This is a genomic window from Micromonospora sp. NPDC051925, assembly GCF_044548625.1.
GTDB lineage: Bacteria > Actinomycetota > Actinomycetes > Mycobacteriales > Micromonosporaceae > Micromonospora.
This window is the reverse complement of the sequence record NZ_JBIUCH010000009.1, coordinates 1-17,251: the sequence shown is the minus strand read 5'-3', so window position 1 is coordinate 17,251 and position 17,251 is coordinate 1. Positions and strand designations below refer to the sequence as shown.

The window sequence follows — 17,251 nt, the reverse complement described above, 5'->3', positions numbered from 1 at the left end:
CACTTGAGTTCCCCCCGCTTTGATGGAGCGGTGGTTACCTGCTCCCGGCTGGTGCAGGGGCGGCGATAGGTGGTTCGGCTGGTTGCGTCTGGCGGGTGTGCCAGGCGGTCTCGTACTCGTTCGGGCTGAGGTAGCCCAGCTCGCGTTGGATGCGGCGGGTGTTGTACCAGCCGTCAATGTAGGCGAAGATCGCGTTCTCGGCCTCGTCGCGGGTCCGCCAGCTCGTGCGGTAGACGAGCTCGATCTTCAACGTTGACCAGAAGTTCTCCATCAGGGCGTTGTCGTAGCTGTCGCCGACGGAGCCCATCGAGGGCAGGATCCCGTTGTCCTGCAAGCGTTCGGAGAAGCGGAACGACGTGTAGTTCGACCCGCGGTCTGAGTGGTGTATCAGTTGGCCGTCGCGGACATCCCGGGACCAGATGCCGTATTCGAGGGCGGCGAGGATCAGATCGGTGTCGCAGCGGTCAGACGTCTTCCAGCCGACAATCCGGCGGGAGAACACATCCCGGACCGCGGCGAGCCAGAACACGCCCTCGCCGCAGGGGATGCGGGTGGCGTCGGCGACCCAGAGCCGGTTCGGTCCGTCGGCGGTGAACTGCCGGTTGACCAGATCCGGCGCCGGCGTGTGCCGCGGGTCCTGCTTCGTGGAGCCGCCGCGCCAGCCTCGACGCAGGAACGCACCCTGCCAACCCTGCTGCGTCATCAACCGCGCGACCCGTTTACGGCCCACCCGGATGCCGTCGCGGCGCAGCTGCCGGTGCACCCGGTCCGCGCCGTAGGTGCGCCCGGACGTCTCCCAGATCTCGTGAATGTTGGAGATCAGGCCCAGGTCGACCACGTTCCGGTCGCAGGACTGCTCGGCCTGCTTGACCCACGCGTAGTAGGTCGACGCGCCGATGTTGAGGACCCGTAGCAGGAGCGCGACCGCGAACTGGTCACGGTGTTCATCAATGAACCTCATGACCGTCGCCGGGTCGGGTCGAGCTCCGCCGCGAAATACGCGCTCGCGGCCTTCAGGATCTCGTTCGCCCGCCGCAACTCGGTGACCTCGCGGCGCAGCCGCCGGTTCTCCTCGGCCATCTCACTGGTCGGCCGGTCATGACGCTCGTCGGCGTCAGCCTCGGCCTGGCGGATCCAGTTCCTGAGCGCCTCGTGATGAACGCCCAACTGCTCGGCCAGACGCCGGATCACCGACTTCGGATCCGACTCGCGGTACAGGCGCACAGCGCGCTGACGTAGCTCGTCGGGGTACTTCTTCGGTGCAGCCACGGACTACTTCCTCCCCCACGGCCATCAGACCATGGTCAAGAAGCTCCATGAAAGCGGGGGTGGCTCAGGGGCGCGCCGGGGATCTGGCCGGTGCTGAGGCCCCAGCGTTGCGGGCTGTTGATTGCGGCAATCCCTATCCGCTGCGGCATCTGGTCGAGCTGCGGGCGCGGAATGGGGATCTGGTTGGTGCTGGGGCCTTGGCGTTGCAGGCTGCTGACCGCGGCTACACCGAAGCGCTGCTCGGACGGCTCTACGTGCTGGTCTTGATGGAGGTGACCACCGACGCGTCCACCTGCTCGGGATCATCGCGCATCCGGACCATGCCTGGGTTGTCCACCAGCCCGCGACCCCGTCATGGACCTCGACGAACGAACCAGTCGCTTCCGTTTTCTGGTCCTCGACTGGGACGGCAAGTACAGCGCAGCGTTCGACGGGGTTCTCGTCGCCGAGGGCATCACCGTGGTCAAGATCCCGGCACAGACACCGCTGGCGAACTGCTATATCGAACGGCGGGGTCGCAGCCTCGGGATCCCGACAGTTCGCTGACATTGCACGGTGAGAATCCCGCCATGTCCATCATCGGAGTTTCCCGTTCCCGCGGCGCGGCGGCGGTTGTCACCGCCGCTGTCAGCTTGACTCTCGTCGCCGGCTGTAATGGCGCCGCCAAGACCGACTCCCCGTCCGGTGCCCAGGGCACCCCGGGTGTCGCCAGCATCCAGAAGCCGTCCACCGCTGCCTCGGCCAAGGCAGTCGCAGCGGAGCGTCCCCTCATCCGGCTTGACTCCTCCGACGAGGAAATTGCCCGCCTGCGAGGTGTCTATATTGACTGCATGTTGGCGAATGGCTTCCCCAGGCAGTTTGTCAAGGGTCGGACCGGGTATCCCACCGACCTTGAGGACCTTGGTCTGTCCACCAAGGTGCTGGGTGACATCAAGAAGAACTGCGCGTCGAAGGAACCAGAGAGCACGATGGCACGGGCCCAGCGGCTTGACCCGGCGTACGCCGATCACCTGGACGCGAACATCAAGTGCCTCAATGACCACGGTGTCAAGGCTGTCGTCCAGGACGGCAGTCCGGCTCTGGTCGACGGTCTGCCCAGCGAGAGCGAGGCTCATTGGCTGGATGACTGTGAAAAAGAGGCGTTCGGCAGCTATTACTCGACGTTGAAATGACTGCCGGTACTCGGCGCTGACATGATCGCCGGGCCGGACCTGTTGTCCGGTCCGGCGATCGCCGGTCAGGTGCCGCTGAGCGCCTCGGTGGGCATGAGCCCGGCGGCTCGCATCGCGGGGTAGGCGCCGGCGACCGCCCCGATCAGCGCTGCCCCGCCGAGGCCGGCCAGCGTTGCTGCGGCGGGGATGACTACCGGCCAGTTCTGTGACCACGCGTATCCGGTGGTCGCGGTGATGCCGAGCAGGGTTCCGCCGATGCCGCCCAGCGCGGACAACACGATTGCCTCGGTGAGGAATTGGGCTCGGATCTGGCCGCGGTGGGCGCCCAGCGCGCGGCGCAGCCCGATCTCGGCGCGCCTTTCCAGTACCGAGATCACCATGGTGTTGGCGACACCGATGCCGCCGACCAGCAGGGCCACCGCGGCCAGGCCGAGGAACAGCGCCGAGAAGCTGGTCTGGGTGGCCCGTTTGGCGGCCAGTGCGTCGGACGGGGCGGTGACCTGGACGTCGGACGGGTGCTGCGGGTCGATGGTGGCGGGTAGCACGGTCCGGACGGCCTCGATGTAGTCCTCCTGAGCTTGCAGGTAGATCACCGTGGGATGGCCGTCGAAATGCAGCAGGGTACGGGCGGTATTCCAGCCGATCAGCGCCGCCCGGTCGATGTCGGGGTTCAGCGCGACGCTGTGCAGGATGCCGATGACGGTGAACCACTGGTCGCCGATCATCACCTGCGGCTTGGTCGTACCGGCGGGCAGGTCGCTGAAGCCGAGCCGGGTCGCGGCCACCGAGCCGAGCACCACCATCGGCAGTCTTTCGCTGGTGGTGTCGAGGAAGCGACCGGAACGGACTGTGCCGTTGAGGGTGGTCAGCAGGTTGCTCTTGCTGGCCAGGACGGTCAGGCCGAGCCCGTCCTGGGCATCGGTGCGGTCGTTGCGGCGGATCACGGTGTGTGTGTTGGCCACGGCGCTGGCGGTAAGGACCGGTCCGATCCGCGCCACCATGGCGGGTGCTTCCTCCGGCAGGGTCACTGGCGGGTCGCGATCGATGGGTGCCGCCTGCAAGGTGTTGGTGCCCAGCGCCGACAGGGTCCGCAGCAGGTCCGCCTGGCTGGATGCCGGTATGCCGGTCACCACGACCATCGTCGCGATGCCGATGGAGATTCCCAACGCCGACAGCAGTGCTCGCATCTTGCGGGTGCGGATGCCGATCAGGCCGACACCGAGCAGGTCACGAGGGCCGAGCCGGCTCATGCGGCACTGTCCGGCGAGAGTACGTCCGCGATGAGGCGTCCATCGCGCATGTGTACCTGTCGTGGTGCTTGGGCGGCGATGTCCCGGTCGTGGGTGATGAGCGCGATGGTCGTGCCTTCCGCATTCAGTTCGGCCAGCAGCTTCAGTACGGCGTGGCCGTTGGCCGTGTCGAGGGCACCGGTCGGTTCGTCCGCCAGCACCAGGGCCGGACTGTTCACCAGGGCTCGGGCGATGGCCACCCGCTGCCGTTCCCCGCCGGACAGCTCGTGCGGCCGGTGGGTGATGCGATGGCCGAGTCCGACCCGGTCGAGGGCTTCCTCGGCCATGCCGCGCCGGTTGCGGCGCGGTACCCCGGCGTAGAGCAGGCCGGTGGCGACGTTCTCGGCGGCGCTCTGCCCGGCGGTGAGGTGGAACTGCTGGAAGACGAAGCCGAGTAGCCGTCCGCGGAGATCGGACAGTTTGCGGTCGGCGAGCCGGGTGACGTCCTGGCCGAGGATCTCGATCGTTCCGGAGGTGGGCCGGTCGAGCGTGCCCATGATGTTCAGCAGAGTCGACTTGCCGGAGCCGGACGGGCCGACGATGGCCAGCATTTCGCCCTGTTCGATTTCTAGGGACACGTCGTCGAGGGCGGTGACGTTGTCGGCGTACCGCATGCTTGCCCCGCGCACCGACAGCACCGCACTCATGAGGTCGTCACCACGATCAGGCCCTCGGTGACGTCGGTGCCGCTGACCTCGACCTGGCCGTCGGCGAAGATGCCGGTTTTGACGGCGATTAGGGCACCGGCGGGGGTCTGCAGCGCGTACCCGCCCTCTTGCAGCGCGAGCAGCGCGCTGATCGGGACGGTCAGGACTTGTTTGTGGGTCTGCGCCGCGAAGGAAATCTGCAGATCGGCCGAGTCGACCTGCTTGAGCTTCGACGGCTGGTCCAGGACGAGGGTGAGGGTGAGTTTCGGGCTCGACGGGTCACCGCCGTCCTGGGTTTGTAACGCTGTGCCTACCGAGGTCACTCTGGCCGGCGTGGTGGTGCCGTCGGAGAGGACCACCGTGGCGTGATCGCCGTTGTCGACGGTGGCGGCTTCACTCTGGTCGGCCAGCACGGTGATCACCTTGCTGGTCGACGTGGTCGCCAGCAGCTCTCCCGTGGCGGGGGCGCCGACCTGCGCAGACAGCGCACTGACGCGGACCGCGGCCGGGAGCACCAGGACGGAACCGATCGTGAGCTCGCCGCTCGCTGGGAGCTCGAGGTGTCGCTGCCAGGCTTTGATCGCCTCAATCAGGGCCGCGGTCAGGACTGCCTCACCGTCGTGGACCGTCCTGGTGACGACCCTGGTCGGGGGATGCGTCTGGGTAGGGGTCGGCCCCCTATTTGTCGTGGCCGCCGGCGAAGGAGCGCCCGCGGGCGCAGGCATATCCGTCACGGCAGCCGACGAAGACGACGCCCCCGTCGAGTCGGCACTAGCCGGGACGGACTGGGTAACGGCCGTGCCCGGTGACGGTTGTCTACCTACCTCGTAGCCCAGGGCGCGCAGGTTGTTGAACACCATCCGCACGTCGCGTCCCACGGTGCCCTTGGTGTCCAGATCCCGGAAGAGGGGGATCGTGCCGTAGAACAGCGGGACGGATTGGTCGTTTACCGCGTACACCCGCTGTCCGCGTGTGATCGTCGTCCCGGCGGTCGGCAGCCAGGTGATCACTCCGTTCCCGCTGCCGCTGATAGTGCGGGTCGCACCGTAACCGAGAGTTCCGGAAATGGTGCGCGAGGTGGAGATGTCGCCTTTGGTGACCGTCGTGGTCGCCGTCGGGGTCACCGTTTCCGCTTTCTGGTCGGCAGCGGCGGCTCGACCGGCCCACCGGGCGAAGCCGAGAGCGAAGCCCAGGATGGACGGGGCCACGATGACACAGACGATGACGACAAGACGGCGTCGGCTGCGGGATCGACCCGGTGGGGGTGCCGCCGGGATGGCCGATCCGGCGGGCACGGATCGTGGGATCATTGGCATACCGGCAGGCTGCCGGGCGATTGTCGGGAAACTGTCAAGGAAAAAACCGCAGGTTGGCGACGGCTGCCGGTGGCGGCTTATAGTCCGCCGGGTGTGCGCTGACATTCTCGTCGCCGAGGACAACCGGCGTCAGGCCGACCTGGTGGGCTCCTACTTGCGGGCGGCCGGCCATCGGCTCCTCGTCGTACACGACGGGCGCGAAGCGCTCGCCGAGGCACGCCGGACGCGACCGGATCTGATCATCCTTGACGTGATGATGCCGGGCCTCGACGGTCTGAACGTGTGCCGGATCCTGCGACAGGAGTCGTCGGTGCTGGTCCTGATGCTCACCGCCCGTGCCGGCGAGGACGACCTGCTGCTCGGGCTGGACCTGGGCGCCGACGACTACGTGACAAAGCCGTACAGCCCGAGGGAGTTGGTGGCTCGGGTGCGTGCGCTGCTGCGGCGAGTGGATCGGGTCCGGGTCGACGACGACCTCTTGCACGTCGGTGACCTGACGATGGACCTGACCCGGCGGACCGTCACGATCGGTGAGCGAGAAATTTCGTGTACGCCGGCCGAGTTCGCGATCCTGGCGATGCTGGCCGGGCAGCCCGATCGGATCTTCAGCCGCGGCCAACTCCTCGAACACGCCCAGGGACTAGACCGTGACTCCACCAACCGGGCGGTCGACACCCACGTGCTGAACCTGCGGCGCAAAATCGAGGACAACCCGCGGCACCCGGTCCGGCTACTGTCGGTGTACGGCCTCGGATACAAGCTTACCGATCCGTCCGTCACGCCGAAAGACGCCGATGCGCTCCCCTGACCTGCCGTGGCACCGTAGTTTGATCATCCGGCTGCTGGCGACGTCGATCCTGATCGCCATCGCTGCGATCGCGGCGACCGCGTGGTTCACGGCCAAGACGACGACCCGGGCCATCGAGCAGCAACAAGGCCGCTCGCTCGCCGACGACACGCTGGTCTACGACACGCTGATCGGCTTCGCCGCCACCCACTCGAGCTGGGACGGTGTCTCGCCCACCGTCGCGGACCTGAGCCGGCGTACCGGTCATCGAGTCACCCTGCTGACCCGCGACCGCCAGCCGATCGCCGACTCGGCCACCGGGCCGAGCCTGCAAACGACCCGGCCGTCAGCCGTCGTCGACCCGCTTCGTGTCAACCCCGACAGCACCGATGCGGGCAAGGCAACCATCGATGCCCGCGCGGTCGGGCCGTACCGGCTCCCCACCCGCGAGCGCCAAAAACTGGACCAGTACGCAAGCCAAACCGTCAAATGCATGAATGGCAACCTCAATGCGCGGTTGACTCACACACCCAGCGGTCGTGCCACCGTGATCCCTGACCCGGTGGGGACCAGTTGCGACTCCAAGGAGTTGCGAGCACCGACACCGACCGAGCTGAAGGCGCTGCGGTCCCTCCTGGGCCTGATGGGCAGTTGTCTGGGCCAGGAGGTGCCGGACTCCGTCTATATCGATCCGCTGTTCACCGTGCTGGGCGGCGGTGAGTCGTTGCCTCGCGGCGTCAGCCTGGACAAAATCCAGCGATGCCTGCAATCCGCTCGCCAAGTGCAACTCACCCCCTACGTAGCACCGTCCGCACTGCTGTTCATCACTGATGACCAAGCCGTCACGCCGGCCACCTCGATCAGCCTGACCCGTGCCAATGTGCTCCGGATCGCCGGGAGCACCGGACTTGTGCTGTTGATCGCGGTTGCGGTCACCTTCCTGGTCGGCACCCGCTTGGTCCGGCCGCTGCGGCGGCTCACCGCGTCCGTCCGCCGCCCGGTCGAGCAGCAGAGCCGGGTCCCGGTCGGCGCTCGCGACGAGATCGGTTACCTGGCGATGGCCCTCAACGATCTGTTCGACCGGCGGGAAACCCTGGAGGCGCAGCGTAAAGCCCTGGTGAGTGACCTGGCCCACGAGCTTCGCACGCCGCTGACCAACATCCGCGGCTCCATCGAGGCCGCCCAGGACGGTATGACACCGACCGACGCCCAACTACTGGATGTGCTGCTCGAAGAGACGTCATTGTTGCAACGCGTGGTGGACGACCTGCGCGACCTGGCCGCTGCGGACACCGGAAACCTGCAGCTCTACCCCGAATATGTGTACGTCAACGACGTCCTGACCCAGGTCGCCGACGCACACCGCGGGATCGCCGAGTCTCAGCACGTACGCCTCTCGACCGATTTCACAGTCGACCCGCAACTGTCGGTGGACCCGGTCCGGCTGCGCCAGATTGCCGGCAATCTGGTCACCAACGCCATCCGGCACACCGACAAAGGCGGGGTTGTCACCCTGCGAACCGCGGCAACCCACGACCAGTTCATCATCGAAGTCGCGGACACCGGAACGGGCATCGCGCCCAACGACCTGCACCGAATCTTCGACCGCTTCTGGCGCGCCGACTCCTCCCGCAGCCGAACCACCGGCGGCAGCGGCCTCGGCCTGGCCATCGCCCGCAAACTCATCGAGGCCCACGACGGCCGGATAACCGCGACAAGCCGACTCGGCGTCGGCAGCACCTTCACCATCACCCTGCCCCAGACCCGCCAAGCACCAACGTAACCCTGTCGCCGGATGAGGAGATCGCGCCGGAGAATATCCAGTTCGCCGCCGGTAGGCCTGGAAGTGGACCGACGAGCGCCTGCATGACGGGAACGGCGCCGGGCTGCACGTCCGGCAGACGATCGTGTCCGCCGCTCCGGCGGTCGGGCCTGACGGGTTCCATCGACAGTTGCTGACAGTTTCCCGACAATCGTCGCTCATCCTGGCCGACAGCCCGTCAGTTGCCGGCGCGACGTCACCGGTTGACCGGGACCCACGACCGCAATGAGGTCGGGCAAGAGGCGACGCCTTTGACTCCCGCCCGGGGTGGCGGCGACATTCCCATAGTCCTCCGGAGGTTCCCATCAGATCGGCTCACTGGATCGCCGCGTGCGCGGTGATAGCGCTCACCGGCGGCACGATTTCTGTATCCGAGACGTCCGCCTCCGCGACGGCGTCCACTCACGGCCTCGGCGTCTATGTCGGGGAATTGAACCCGCGGCAGCTTGGCCTGCTGCACGCCGCCGGCATCGAACGCGACGAGACCCGGCTGGCCGACCGGCCCGGTGACAAAGTCGCCGTCGAGGCCGTCCTCGGCGAGCGTCAGGCTGCCCGGCTCGTCTCTCAAGGCTTGTCGCTCAGGCGGAAGAAGACCGCCCCGGCACCGGCGGCGTCGCAGCACGTGTTCCGGCAGTACAACGTACCTGGTGGGTTGCGCGCCGAGATGGCCGCAACGGTAGCGGACCATCCTGAGCTGGCCGAGCTCGTCACGGTGGGCACGAGCCTGCGCGGCGTGCCGATCCAGGCGGTCAAGGTGACCCGGGGCGCCCAGCAGGTGCCGGACGGGCAACGGCCGGCCGTGCTGTACCTGGGTGGCCAGCACGCACGGGAGTGGATCACGCCGGAGATGACCCGCCGGCTGATGCACCACGTCATCGACGGATACGGCCGGGACCCGGCCCTGACCACCTTGCTGAACACTACCGAGCTGTGGTTCCTGCCGGTCGCGAACCCGGACGGCTACGACTACACGTTCACTCCCGGAAACCGCCTGTGGCGCAAGAACCTGCGGGACAACAACGGCGACGGCAAGATCACCGAGGTCGACGGTGTCGACCTCAACCGCAACTTCGCCGACAAGTGGGGTTACGACAACGAAGGTTCGTCGAACGACCCGTCGGCCGAGACGTACCGAGGTTCGGCGCCGAACTCCGAACCTGAGACCCGGGCGCTGGACCAGCTTTTCAGGCGGATCGGGTTCAGCTTCCTGATCAACTATCACGCGCCTTTGGAACTGCTGCTCTACGGCACGGGCTGGCAGGTCGCCACGTCCACCCCGGACGACCAGATCGCAACCGCCATGGCCGGTGACCACACCCGGTCCGCCGTGCCCGGCGCCGATCCGCGACTCATCGCGGCCCTCTACACCAGCAACGGCGACACCAACCAGCACTCACAGAACCGGTACGGCACGATCGCCTTCGCCGTGGAGATGTCCGCCTGCTCCACCGTGGCGAACGACCCGGACAGTTGCGCGGACGAGTTCTCCTTTCCCGACGACGAGAAACTGATCGACACCGAGTTCCGTAAGAACCTGCCCTTCGCCCTGTCGGCGGCAGCCTCCGCCAAGGACCCCGCCAATCCGGTCTCCACGGTCGGTCGCCGCACACCCGACTTCACCGTCGACACCTTCGACACCTCGTACGGATCACGGCAGCGGGTCGCGGTCACCGCACGGCGCAGCCTGCGCGACGTGACCCTGCACTACCAGATCAACAAGAACACCCCGCGGACCACCGGCACCAACGAATGGAAAGGCGGCGACCGATACGGCGACACCAGCAACCGGTACTTCGCCGAACTGCGTGGCACCGTGCCCGGCGCCTCACCGAAAGATCGAGTGAAGGTCTGGTTCACCGCGGACAAGAACGGCGCGACGGTGACCAGCCCGGCGTTCACCTACCAGGTGGCCGACCACATCGGGGCTGACGTCCTGGTGCTCGCCGCTGAGGACGTCACCGGCGACTCGCCGACGAGCACCGACGGCGCCACCTCGGCCCGGTACGCCGACGAGCACGTCTCGGCGTTGCGCCAGGCCGGATACACCGCCGACGTCTACGACCTGGACACCCACGGCCGCCGGGCACCGCATCCGCTCGGCGTCCTGTCGCACTACCGCACGGTGGTGTGGGAGACCGGCGACGACATCCTCCCCCAGGCCGCCGGCCAGGCAGAGGAGGGCACCATCGACGCGGCGGCGCTGGCAACCGACTTCGCCGTCCGCGACTACCTGAACGAGGGCGGCAAGGTGCTGCTCGACGGCAAGTACGCCGGATACGCGCAGCAGAACGACTGGCAGTACGGCTCGGACTCCGCGGACTGCACCGTGACCTGCGCGCCGTTGAGCAACGACTTACTGCAGTACTGGCTGGGGGCTTACAGCTACGTCGAGGCCGAGTCCGCGCCTGCATTGACCGGCACGTCGAACGCGTTCGCCGGTTTCGCCGGCGCGCTCAACACTGCCGGATCGGCCGGCAATCAGAACCACACCACCGCTTTTCAGACCACGACGAGTTCGCTGCCCCAGGCATCGTTCCCGCAGTTCGCGAGTGCCGCCGCGATGACCTGGCAGCCACCGGGCGGGGCCCCGTACGCCGCGCAAGACGGCGACTGGTACGTGTGGAGCGGGGAAATAGCGTACGACAGTTACAAACGGTTCACTCGCACGATTGACCTGTCCAAGGCCACCACCGGACGGTTGCGTTTCACCACATCGTTCGATCTCCCGAACGACCAGGACTTCGTGTTCGTCGAGGCGCACACGCCCGGTTCCGACGATTGGACGACGCTGCCCGAGGCCAACGGGCGCACCACCACGGCGATCGGCCAGGCGTGCTCGGACGGCGTCACCACCACCCCGTTCCTGAGCCACTACATCGGCGCGGATTGCGAACCCACCGGCAGCACCGGCTCCTGGAACGCGGCCTCCGGGTCGAGCGCCGGGCGGCAGGAGTGGAACATCGACCTGTCCCGCTACGCCGGCCGGCAGGTCGAGGTTTCGATCTCGTACGTGGACTTCTCGGTCGTCCCGGGCCCCGGCGTATTCCTCGACGACGCGCGAATCGAGGTCGACGGGGTCACCAGCGCGCGAACCTCCTTCGAGACCGACCTCGGCGGCTGGACCGCGGCAGCCCCGCCAGCCGGCTCACCGCCGGCCCCCGGCGGCACCTTCCACCGTACCCAGCAGGCCTTCGGCGCGGCCGTCACCACCGCAAACTCGGTCTACCTCGGCTTCGGCCTCGAAGGCCTCCCACCCACCACCCGAGAGGACCTCGTCAACCGGGTAATGACCTACCTAAACGGTCCGAGCAGGCAACGAAACTAGTCAGTTTCGTTGATCCTGGTGTGATGCTGAGCCAGGAGCAGGCCGAGAAGTTGCCGGTCACGTGAATGTTCACAGAGCGGATGAGATTTCCCCCGGAGTTGAAGCCACGCTTCGAGGGCACGCAGCGTCACTAGTCGGAGGATGCGTTGTGCATGCCTGCCAGGACAAGGGAGAGAAATGACGTCCCGTAGAACTCTGCTGTTTGGACTAGCGGGTACCGCCGCTGCCGCCGCTGTGCCTGCCTGGCTCATCACGGCCGGTTACGCCGGAGCGGAAGAAGTCCCTGTCAAGCCCCGGGTTTCCCTGTCTGTCAGGCTGAGATGAGGCAGCTGTTCCGGGAGCGTTAGGCTCGCCGGTCACTGACCTGGGACCGCGGCAAAGAGCTGTCCGCGCACGCACGCTTCACGGTCGAAACCGGCGCCCGGTGTTCTTCGCCGGCCCCCACAGCCCCTGGCAACGCGGCACCAACGAAAACACCAACGGCCTGCAGCGGCAGTACTTCCCGAAAGGCACCGACCTATCCCGATGGAGCGCCGACGAGATCAACGCCGTCGCCCACGCCCTCAACAACCGACCCCGGAAAACCCTCGACTGGAAGACACCAGCCGAAGCCCTCGACCAACACCTACAATCGCTCCAACAAGCTGGTGTTGCAACCACCGGTTGAATCCGCCTTGGACTCCTCGGTCCGAGTGATGGACTAGTTTGCGCAGGTCAGCGCCCTGATTCTCGCGGCGCCAGATCGCCATCTTCAGCGCGTCGAGAGCCAGATCCGTGTAGAGCGACGTGGACACCTGCCAGCCGACGATCACGCGGGAGTGCACGTCGAGGACGAACGCGGCGTACACCCAGCCCACGGCGGTGCGCACGTAGGTCAGGTCGGCGACCCACAGCTGGTTCGGACGCACTGCGGTGAAGTCCCGTCTGACCAGGTCGCCCGGGCGGCCGGTCTCCGCCGCCGGTCGGGTCGTACGCGGTGATCTGTCGCGCAGCAGCCCGCGTAGCCCGGCCTGGCGCATCAGCCGCTCGACGGTGCACCGGGCCACCGACATGCCACGCCGGCGCAGCTCGTGCCAGACCTTGCGGGCTCCGTAGACGCCGTAGTTGGCCGCGTGGATCTGCTCGATCATCGCGGTCAGCTCCTCGTCGCGCCTCGACCGTGCGCTGGCGGGGCGGGTCTTGGCGGCGTAGTAGGTCGGACGGTGCGATCTGTGCCGGCGTGCCTTGCAGCGCCTGCAGGACCGGCTGGACACCGTGTTCGGCCTTCTGGGAGTCGACGAAGTCGACCCTCACCGCGACGGACGGTCCAACTCCGCCGCGAAGAAGGACGCCGCGGAGCGCAGGATCTGGTTCGCCCGGCGCAGCTCACGCGCCTCCCGTTCCAGGGCGGCAAGGCGTTCGGCGTCGCTGCTGGTGGTACCCGGACGCTGGCCGGCGTCGGTCTCGGCCTGCTTCACCCAGGTCCGCAACGCCTCCGGGTGGACTCCGAGTTGCTCGGCGATCCGTCGGATCGCGCCGACCGCGCCAGCCGGATCCCGGCGGGCCTCGATCACCAACCGGGTCGCACGCTCACGCAGCTCATCGGGGTACTTCTTCGGTGCGGGCATCGCTGACGTTCCTCCCAGGTTTCGATGTCTCCATCAAACCCGGTGCGGGACAGTGCGGTTCAAGACGGCGACCGGTTGGACGGACTGGACCGAGGGTGCAGGCTGCACCCGGGGGCGCTGTTGCGTTGGCGGATCGGTGGGCGCGCTGAGCTGCGTCAGTGGGCGCCAGTCAGATCGCTCGTGCGAGTTCGGTGAACGCGGTGGCCACCCGGGTCGTGGGTGGGGCGTCGGTGGCGAGTTCGTAGTGTCCCCGTCGGAGGTTCTGCACGAAGGCGTGGCCGGTGATGATCGTCTGGGTTGTGCGGTCGGTGCGTAGCCCGCGCATCGGTTTGAGCCGGTGTTTGAGCTGGCTGTGGTCGGCCTCAATCGGGTTGTTGGCGTGTCGTTCGACGTGATGCCACGCCGACGGGACCAAGTCCTCCAACACCCTGACATAGGCGGGAGCGGCGTCGGTCACGACTTCGCTGGGCGTGATCTTCAGCGTGGTCAGGACTCGGTGGAAGAACTGCCGGGCCGCGGCGGCGTCCCGACGCGGTGAGACGAGTACGTCGATGACCTGCCCGTGCTGGTCGACGGCCCGGTAGACGTACCTCCAGATGCCGTTGATCTTGACGTAGGTTTCGTCCACGAACCAGCGGTCACCGGGTGAGTGGCGGGTGAACCGGGCGGCGTCGGCCAGCAGCGGGGTGAACCGCTGCACCCACCGGTAGACCGTCACGTCATCGGCCTCGACACCGCGCTCGACCAGCAACTCCTCCACATCCCGGTACGAGAGGTTGAAACGTAGGTACCAGCCAATCGCCAGGACAATCACCTCGGGCGGGAACCGAAACCCGACGAACGCCGAAGGCGGTGGGGACCAAGACCGGACGCGGGACGACGACCTCACCGGGCAAGGAGACCACACCGGACAAGCCAAAGTCGATCATGCTTTCACCCAACGCAACAGACCCCCACCGGCCACCATCACGAACACCGCCCGACCCACCAGCCGAGGAACTGACCAGGCGAAGACACCTGCCCACCTGACCGGTCGCGCCGGCCGTCTCCTTCCAGCGCAACCCCAGCGACAGCGGCCACAACCCAGCCGACGGACGTGTGATCCGTAGCCCCGCGAGCAAGTTCTCGTACCGGTTACCAGATCGGTGCAGCAGACCCATCTGCGTACGCGCCCTTCGGCTGCAGCTGGTAGGAGCAGCGAGTTGTTGGGTCGATACCACCGCCAACCAGCGACCTCGCAACGTAGACCCCGAGACCCGCAAGATCAACCGCGAGCCAAGCCAGCCACGCGTAGAGTTTGGTCAGCCCGAAAACCCTGACATCCCAGTTCCTCAGGTACCCAGCGGTACCCGGACCACCCGTAGGGGGATCTCATGTCCGACGACGTGAACCGTACCCGAAACGCACCGGCGGACCCGGCCCCGGCCGTGCCGCCGCAGGAGCCCGCCGTCTTCCCGTCGACCCAGCGGGTCCCCTTTACACGTACCGGCGCCGCCTGGTTCGGCATCTGTGCTGGCGCGCTGCTGTTCGTTGTGCTCATCGTGTTCATGCTGCAAAACACCCGCAGCGTGCAGGTTACATTCTTCTGGATGCAAGGCACCCTGCCGCTGGCCCTGGCGTTGCTGATCGCTGGCGTCGGCTCGGCAATCCTGACGATGGTTGTCGGCGTCGCACGGATCACTCAACTACGGCGGGTATCGCGCCGCCAGCACCACTGAACCGCCCCGCCCGCCGCCATCGACGTCTTCACAGTGGCTCTCAACGGTGCAGCCCCGCCGCGGCCGTTCCGGAGGCCGTCGCGCGGAATGGCCGGGCCGTTCCGCACCCCGGATCGGGGGTTTGCGCGGGTTGCCGGCTGATGATGGCCGTAGCGGGAGCCGTCCGGCATCGTTGAGCCCGGGGCCGACCCCGGTTGGGCGTTCCGCATTGCTGGTGCGGGAGTTCGTCCACGACGTGCATCACACACCGCGCACCGATGCGGTGCGACGGTGCGGCCAGGTCACCACGCACAGCACCGATCAGTGGCTCTACACGATCTCTCCAGCGGAGCGGGAGATCAGCGCCCCGCCGCCGGAGACGGCGTGCGACGAGTGCGGGCGCGTCACGCCCCGGGCGGGGCGGTCGCGGACGAGATCCGGCTGCCCTGGCGGGTGCCCGGGGGACGATCCTTGACGGACACCCAACAGATAAGTCCACGGGTTGACCTCCCCAAACATGATCAGCCACTGGGCGCCTGGTAACGCAGGGCAAAAGAACCTCCCATCTATGCTCCGCCCCGTGACTGAGAACGAGATGAGCGGCGTGGATCTCAACGACGTGCTGCGCGCGGTGGAGAAGGCCGCCCCGGTCGACGCCGTAGAGGCAGTGACCCGCAGCATTGGGTTGAACCTCGACGCGTTGTGGGTGTCGTTCCTCGTAGCGGACATGAGCGGCCATGCCCTCGTACGCCTGGTGCACGTCCCGATCGGTGATGTGCCCGGCGGCCGCCGGCAGGACGAGGACGTTGCGATGGTGCTGCCGTTCGACGGCGGCCCGCAGGAGCAGGCGCTCCGCGCGCAGCACGTGCTGGTCGAGTACCTCGGTGACCGGCACGTGGTGCGGGCGCCGGTCACCCAGCGCGGCGAGGTCATCGGGCTGCTGGAGATCGCCCTGCCCGCCGCACCGACCGACGCGGTCGTGCAGCGGATATCGCGGGCCGCGCACACGTTGGCGTTCGTAGTGATCGCCAACCGTCGACACACCGACCTGTTCGAATGGGGGCAGCGGACCAGTCCGTTCAGCCTCGCCGCGGAAATTCAACGGCGGCTACTTCCCCCGTCGTTCACCTGTGAAGCCGACTCGTTCACCTTGGCAGCATGGCTGGAACCTGCAGCCAGCATCGGCGGCGACACCTTCGACTACAGCCTAGCCCGGGACCTGCTGCATCTGAGCATCACCGACGCGGTTGGCCACGGCGTGCACAGCGCGCTCACCGCGACCCTGTGCGTCAGCGGACTACGCAACGCCCGCCGCCGCGGCGGCACCCTGCACGAACAGGCACAAGCCGCAGACGAGGCACTCATCGACAACGCCCCGGCAGTGTCGCCGTTCGCCACCGGACTTCTCGGCCGGCTTGACCTGTCCACCGGAACCCTCGCCGTCGTCAACGCCGGGCACCCGACACCGCTGCTACTGCGCGACGGGACCACGCAGACTGTGGCACTGCCCGCCAATCGGCCGTTCGGGGTTCTGCGCCACAAGCCCTACCGGGCTGCCGAGATCGAGTTGCAACCCCGCGACCGCCTGGTGCTGCTCACCGACGGCATGCTCGAACGCGGCGCCGCCGCCATTGACCTGTCCGCACGACTACAGCACCTGAGCGCCTTGCACCCCAGGGAGGTCGTCCGCGTCCTCGGCAACCTCGTCCTCGAAGCCGCCGGCCCCGTCCTGCCCGACGACGCCTGCCTGCTTATCCTCGACTGGCACGGCGGGCACGGCGACACCCGCCGCACCGCGGCCGGCGCCGACCCCCACCGGGCCAGCAAACCCCGCCGCCGATAGCACCGAGGCGGAAGCACCCATCGCCACACCACCACGCCGCAGACAAGCCATCCAGACGAAAGAACTCCACCTAGCCGCCGCAGTCGAGGCTTCGCCCAGTTCCTCATGCCCCAGCCGGGAAGCGCCGACAAGCTCTCGCACTGGATCAACGAGGTTCGCTCGGTCGATCTGCCCCATCTGCACGCCTTCGCCCGGGGCATGGAACGGGACCGCGATGCCGTGAACGCGGCACTCACGCTTCCATACAGCAACGGCCCCATCGAAGGCGTCAACACCAAGACCAAACGGATCGCCCGCCAAATGCACGGACGCGCCGGCTTCACCCTCCTACGCCACCGCATCCTGCTCGGCTAACCACCACCCTCCGTCACCACCGAATGCAAGTGGGTGATTCGAGAGCGTTCGTCCAGTGTGGGTTTGTAGACGGTCTGAGGGCCGGGCCCTCGCCAGCGGGTCGTCGGTGAATGGCGTAAAAGG

At 67.4% G+C, this 17,251-nt stretch carries 15 protein-coding genes and 2 pseudogenes; 9 read left to right on the top strand and 8 right to left on the bottom strand.

Features of this window, described 5'->3' with window-relative positions; genetic code table 11:
* Window positions 1-34 precede the first annotated feature (34 nt).
* On the bottom strand, window positions 35-961 hold the full coding sequence (locus ACIG87_RS13800) for an IS3 family transposase (RefSeq protein ID WP_396850856.1): 927 nt from the start codon (window positions 959-961) through the stop codon (window positions 35-37).
* The gene (locus tag ACIG87_RS13795; RefSeq protein WP_396850855.1) at window positions 958-1,269 is read right to left on the bottom strand and encodes a transposase; all 312 of its coding nucleotides are present in this window, start codon (window positions 1,267-1,269) and stop codon (window positions 958-960) included. Before ACIG87_RS13795 ends, ACIG87_RS13800 begins: the two co-directional genes overlap by 4 nt.
* Before the next feature lie 354 nt (window positions 1,270-1,623).
* Between ACIG87_RS13795 and ACIG87_RS13790 the strand changes: the two genes are divergently transcribed.
* Window positions 1,624-1,815 carry a hypothetical protein gene (locus ACIG87_RS13790; RefSeq protein ID WP_396850854.1) on the top strand — a complete coding sequence of 64 codons (192 nt, stop codon included), beginning with the start codon at window positions 1,624-1,626 and terminating at the stop codon, window positions 1,813-1,815.
* Window positions 1,816-1,838: 23 nt separating this feature from the next.
* Window positions 1,839-2,441: a hypothetical protein gene (locus ACIG87_RS13785; RefSeq protein ID WP_396850853.1), complete on the top strand. Its 603-nt coding sequence runs from the start codon at window positions 1,839-1,841 to the stop codon at window positions 2,439-2,441.
* Window positions 2,442-2,506: 65 nt separating this feature from the next.
* On the opposite strand, the gene ACIG87_RS13780 is transcribed toward ACIG87_RS13785, so the two are convergent.
* The 3 genes from ACIG87_RS13780 to ACIG87_RS13770 are packed head-to-tail and all read right to left on the bottom strand — an operon-like array spanning window position 2,507 to window position 5,585.
* Window positions 2,507-3,691 carry an ABC transporter permease gene (locus ACIG87_RS13780; protein ID WP_396850852.1) on the bottom strand — a complete coding sequence of 395 codons (1,185 nt, stop codon included), beginning with the start codon at window positions 3,689-3,691 and terminating at the stop codon, window positions 2,507-2,509.
* Entirely contained in the window at window positions 3,688-4,377 is a 690-nt protein-coding gene (locus ACIG87_RS13775) for an ABC transporter ATP-binding protein (protein WP_396850851.1), read from the bottom strand. The genes ACIG87_RS13780 and ACIG87_RS13775 overlap by 4 nt, the downstream gene beginning before the upstream one ends.
* The gene (locus tag ACIG87_RS13770; protein ID WP_396850850.1) at window positions 4,374-5,585 is read right to left on the bottom strand and encodes an efflux RND transporter periplasmic adaptor subunit; all 1,212 of its coding nucleotides are present in this window, start codon (window positions 5,583-5,585) and stop codon (window positions 4,374-4,376) included. The genes ACIG87_RS13775 and ACIG87_RS13770 overlap by 4 nt, the downstream gene beginning before the upstream one ends.
* 67 nt (window positions 5,586-5,652) lie before the next feature.
* On the opposite strand from ACIG87_RS13770, the gene ACIG87_RS13765 reads away from it, so the two are divergent.
* The 4 genes and pseudogenes from ACIG87_RS13765 to ACIG87_RS13750 form a co-directional block, all read left to right on the top strand.
* Window positions 5,653-6,501 (top strand): response regulator transcription factor, encoded by an 849-nt coding sequence (locus ACIG87_RS13765; RefSeq protein WP_396850849.1) that lies wholly within the window; start codon window positions 5,653-5,655, stop codon window positions 6,499-6,501.
* Window positions 6,502-6,520: 19 nt separating this feature from the next.
* The gene (locus tag ACIG87_RS13760) at window positions 6,521-8,263 is read left to right on the top strand and encodes a sensor histidine kinase (protein ID WP_396850848.1); all 1,743 of its coding nucleotides are present in this window, start codon (window positions 6,521-6,523) and stop codon (window positions 8,261-8,263) included.
* Window positions 8,264-8,606: 343 nt separating this feature from the next.
* Window positions 8,607-11,627 (top strand): M14 family zinc carboxypeptidase, encoded by a 3,021-nt coding sequence (locus tag ACIG87_RS13755; protein WP_396851093.1) that lies wholly within the window; start codon window positions 8,607-8,609, stop codon window positions 11,625-11,627.
* A 350-nt stretch (window positions 11,628-11,977) separates the two neighbouring features.
* Window positions 11,978-12,294: pseudogene (locus ACIG87_RS13750) on the top strand (IS30 family transposase); the annotation flags it as partial.
* Here the strand turns inward: ACIG87_RS13750 and ACIG87_RS13745 are convergent.
* From ACIG87_RS13745 to ACIG87_RS13735, 3 genes are all read right to left on the bottom strand, one after another.
* Entirely contained in the window at window positions 12,191-12,880 is a 690-nt protein-coding gene (locus tag ACIG87_RS13745; protein ID WP_396850847.1) for an IS3 family transposase, read from the bottom strand. The pseudogene ACIG87_RS13750 and the gene ACIG87_RS13745 sit on opposite strands and share 104 nt — an antisense overlap.
* A 36-nt stretch (window positions 12,881-12,916) precedes the next feature.
* A complete protein-coding gene (locus ACIG87_RS13740; protein WP_396850846.1) occupies window positions 12,917-13,234 on the bottom strand; it encodes a transposase in 318 nt (105 codons plus the stop codon).
* Between the two features lie 169 nt (window positions 13,235-13,403).
* Window positions 13,404-14,123, bottom strand: a complete 720-nt coding sequence (locus ACIG87_RS13735; protein WP_396850845.1) for an IS6 family transposase — start codon at window positions 14,121-14,123, stop codon at window positions 13,404-13,406.
* 484 nt (window positions 14,124-14,607) lie between these two features.
* Between ACIG87_RS13735 and ACIG87_RS13730 the strand changes: the two genes are divergently transcribed.
* From ACIG87_RS13730 to ACIG87_RS13720, 3 genes and pseudogenes are all read left to right on the top strand, one after another.
* Complete coding sequence (locus ACIG87_RS13730; protein WP_396850844.1) at window positions 14,608-14,952, top strand: lipopolysaccharide assembly LapA domain-containing protein; 345 nt, start codon at window positions 14,608-14,610, stop codon at window positions 14,950-14,952.
* A gap of 496 nt (window positions 14,953-15,448) precedes the next feature.
* Complete coding sequence (locus tag ACIG87_RS13725) at window positions 15,449-16,774, top strand: PP2C family protein-serine/threonine phosphatase (protein WP_396850843.1); 1,326 nt, start codon at window positions 15,449-15,451, stop codon at window positions 16,772-16,774.
* A gap of 84 nt (window positions 16,775-16,858) precedes the next feature.
* A pseudogene (locus ACIG87_RS13720) lies at window positions 16,859-17,128 on the top strand (transposase); the annotation flags it as partial.
* Window positions 17,129-17,251: the final 123 nt, after the last annotated feature.

Coding starts and splice junctions, on each gene's coding strand:
- ACIG87_RS13800 (WP_396850856.1), bottom strand. CDS start 961: ATGAGGTTCATTGATGAACACCGTGACCAGTTCGCGGTCGCGCTCCTG.
- ACIG87_RS13780 (WP_396850852.1), bottom strand. CDS start 3,691: ATGAGCCGGCTCGGCCCTCGTGACCTGCTCGGTGTCGGCCTGATCGGC.
- ACIG87_RS13725 (WP_396850843.1), top strand. CDS start 15,449: ATGATCAGCCACTGGGCGCCTGGTAACGCAGGGCAAAAGAACCTCCCA.
- ACIG87_RS13775 (WP_396850851.1), bottom strand. CDS start 4,377: ATGAGTGCGGTGCTGTCGGTGCGCGGGGCAAGCATGCGGTACGCCGAC.
- ACIG87_RS13785 (WP_396850853.1), top strand. CDS start 1,839: ATGTCCATCATCGGAGTTTCCCGTTCCCGCGGCGCGGCGGCGGTTGTC.
- ACIG87_RS13790 (WP_396850854.1), top strand. CDS start 1,624: ATGGACCTCGACGAACGAACCAGTCGCTTCCGTTTTCTGGTCCTCGAC.
- ACIG87_RS13730 (WP_396850844.1), top strand. CDS start 14,608: ATGTCCGACGACGTGAACCGTACCCGAAACGCACCGGCGGACCCGGCC.
- ACIG87_RS13740 (WP_396850846.1), bottom strand. CDS start 13,234: ATGCCCGCACCGAAGAAGTACCCCGATGAGCTGCGTGAGCGTGCGACC.
- ACIG87_RS13765 (WP_396850849.1), top strand. CDS start 5,653: ATGGCCGATCCGGCGGGCACGGATCGTGGGATCATTGGCATACCGGCA.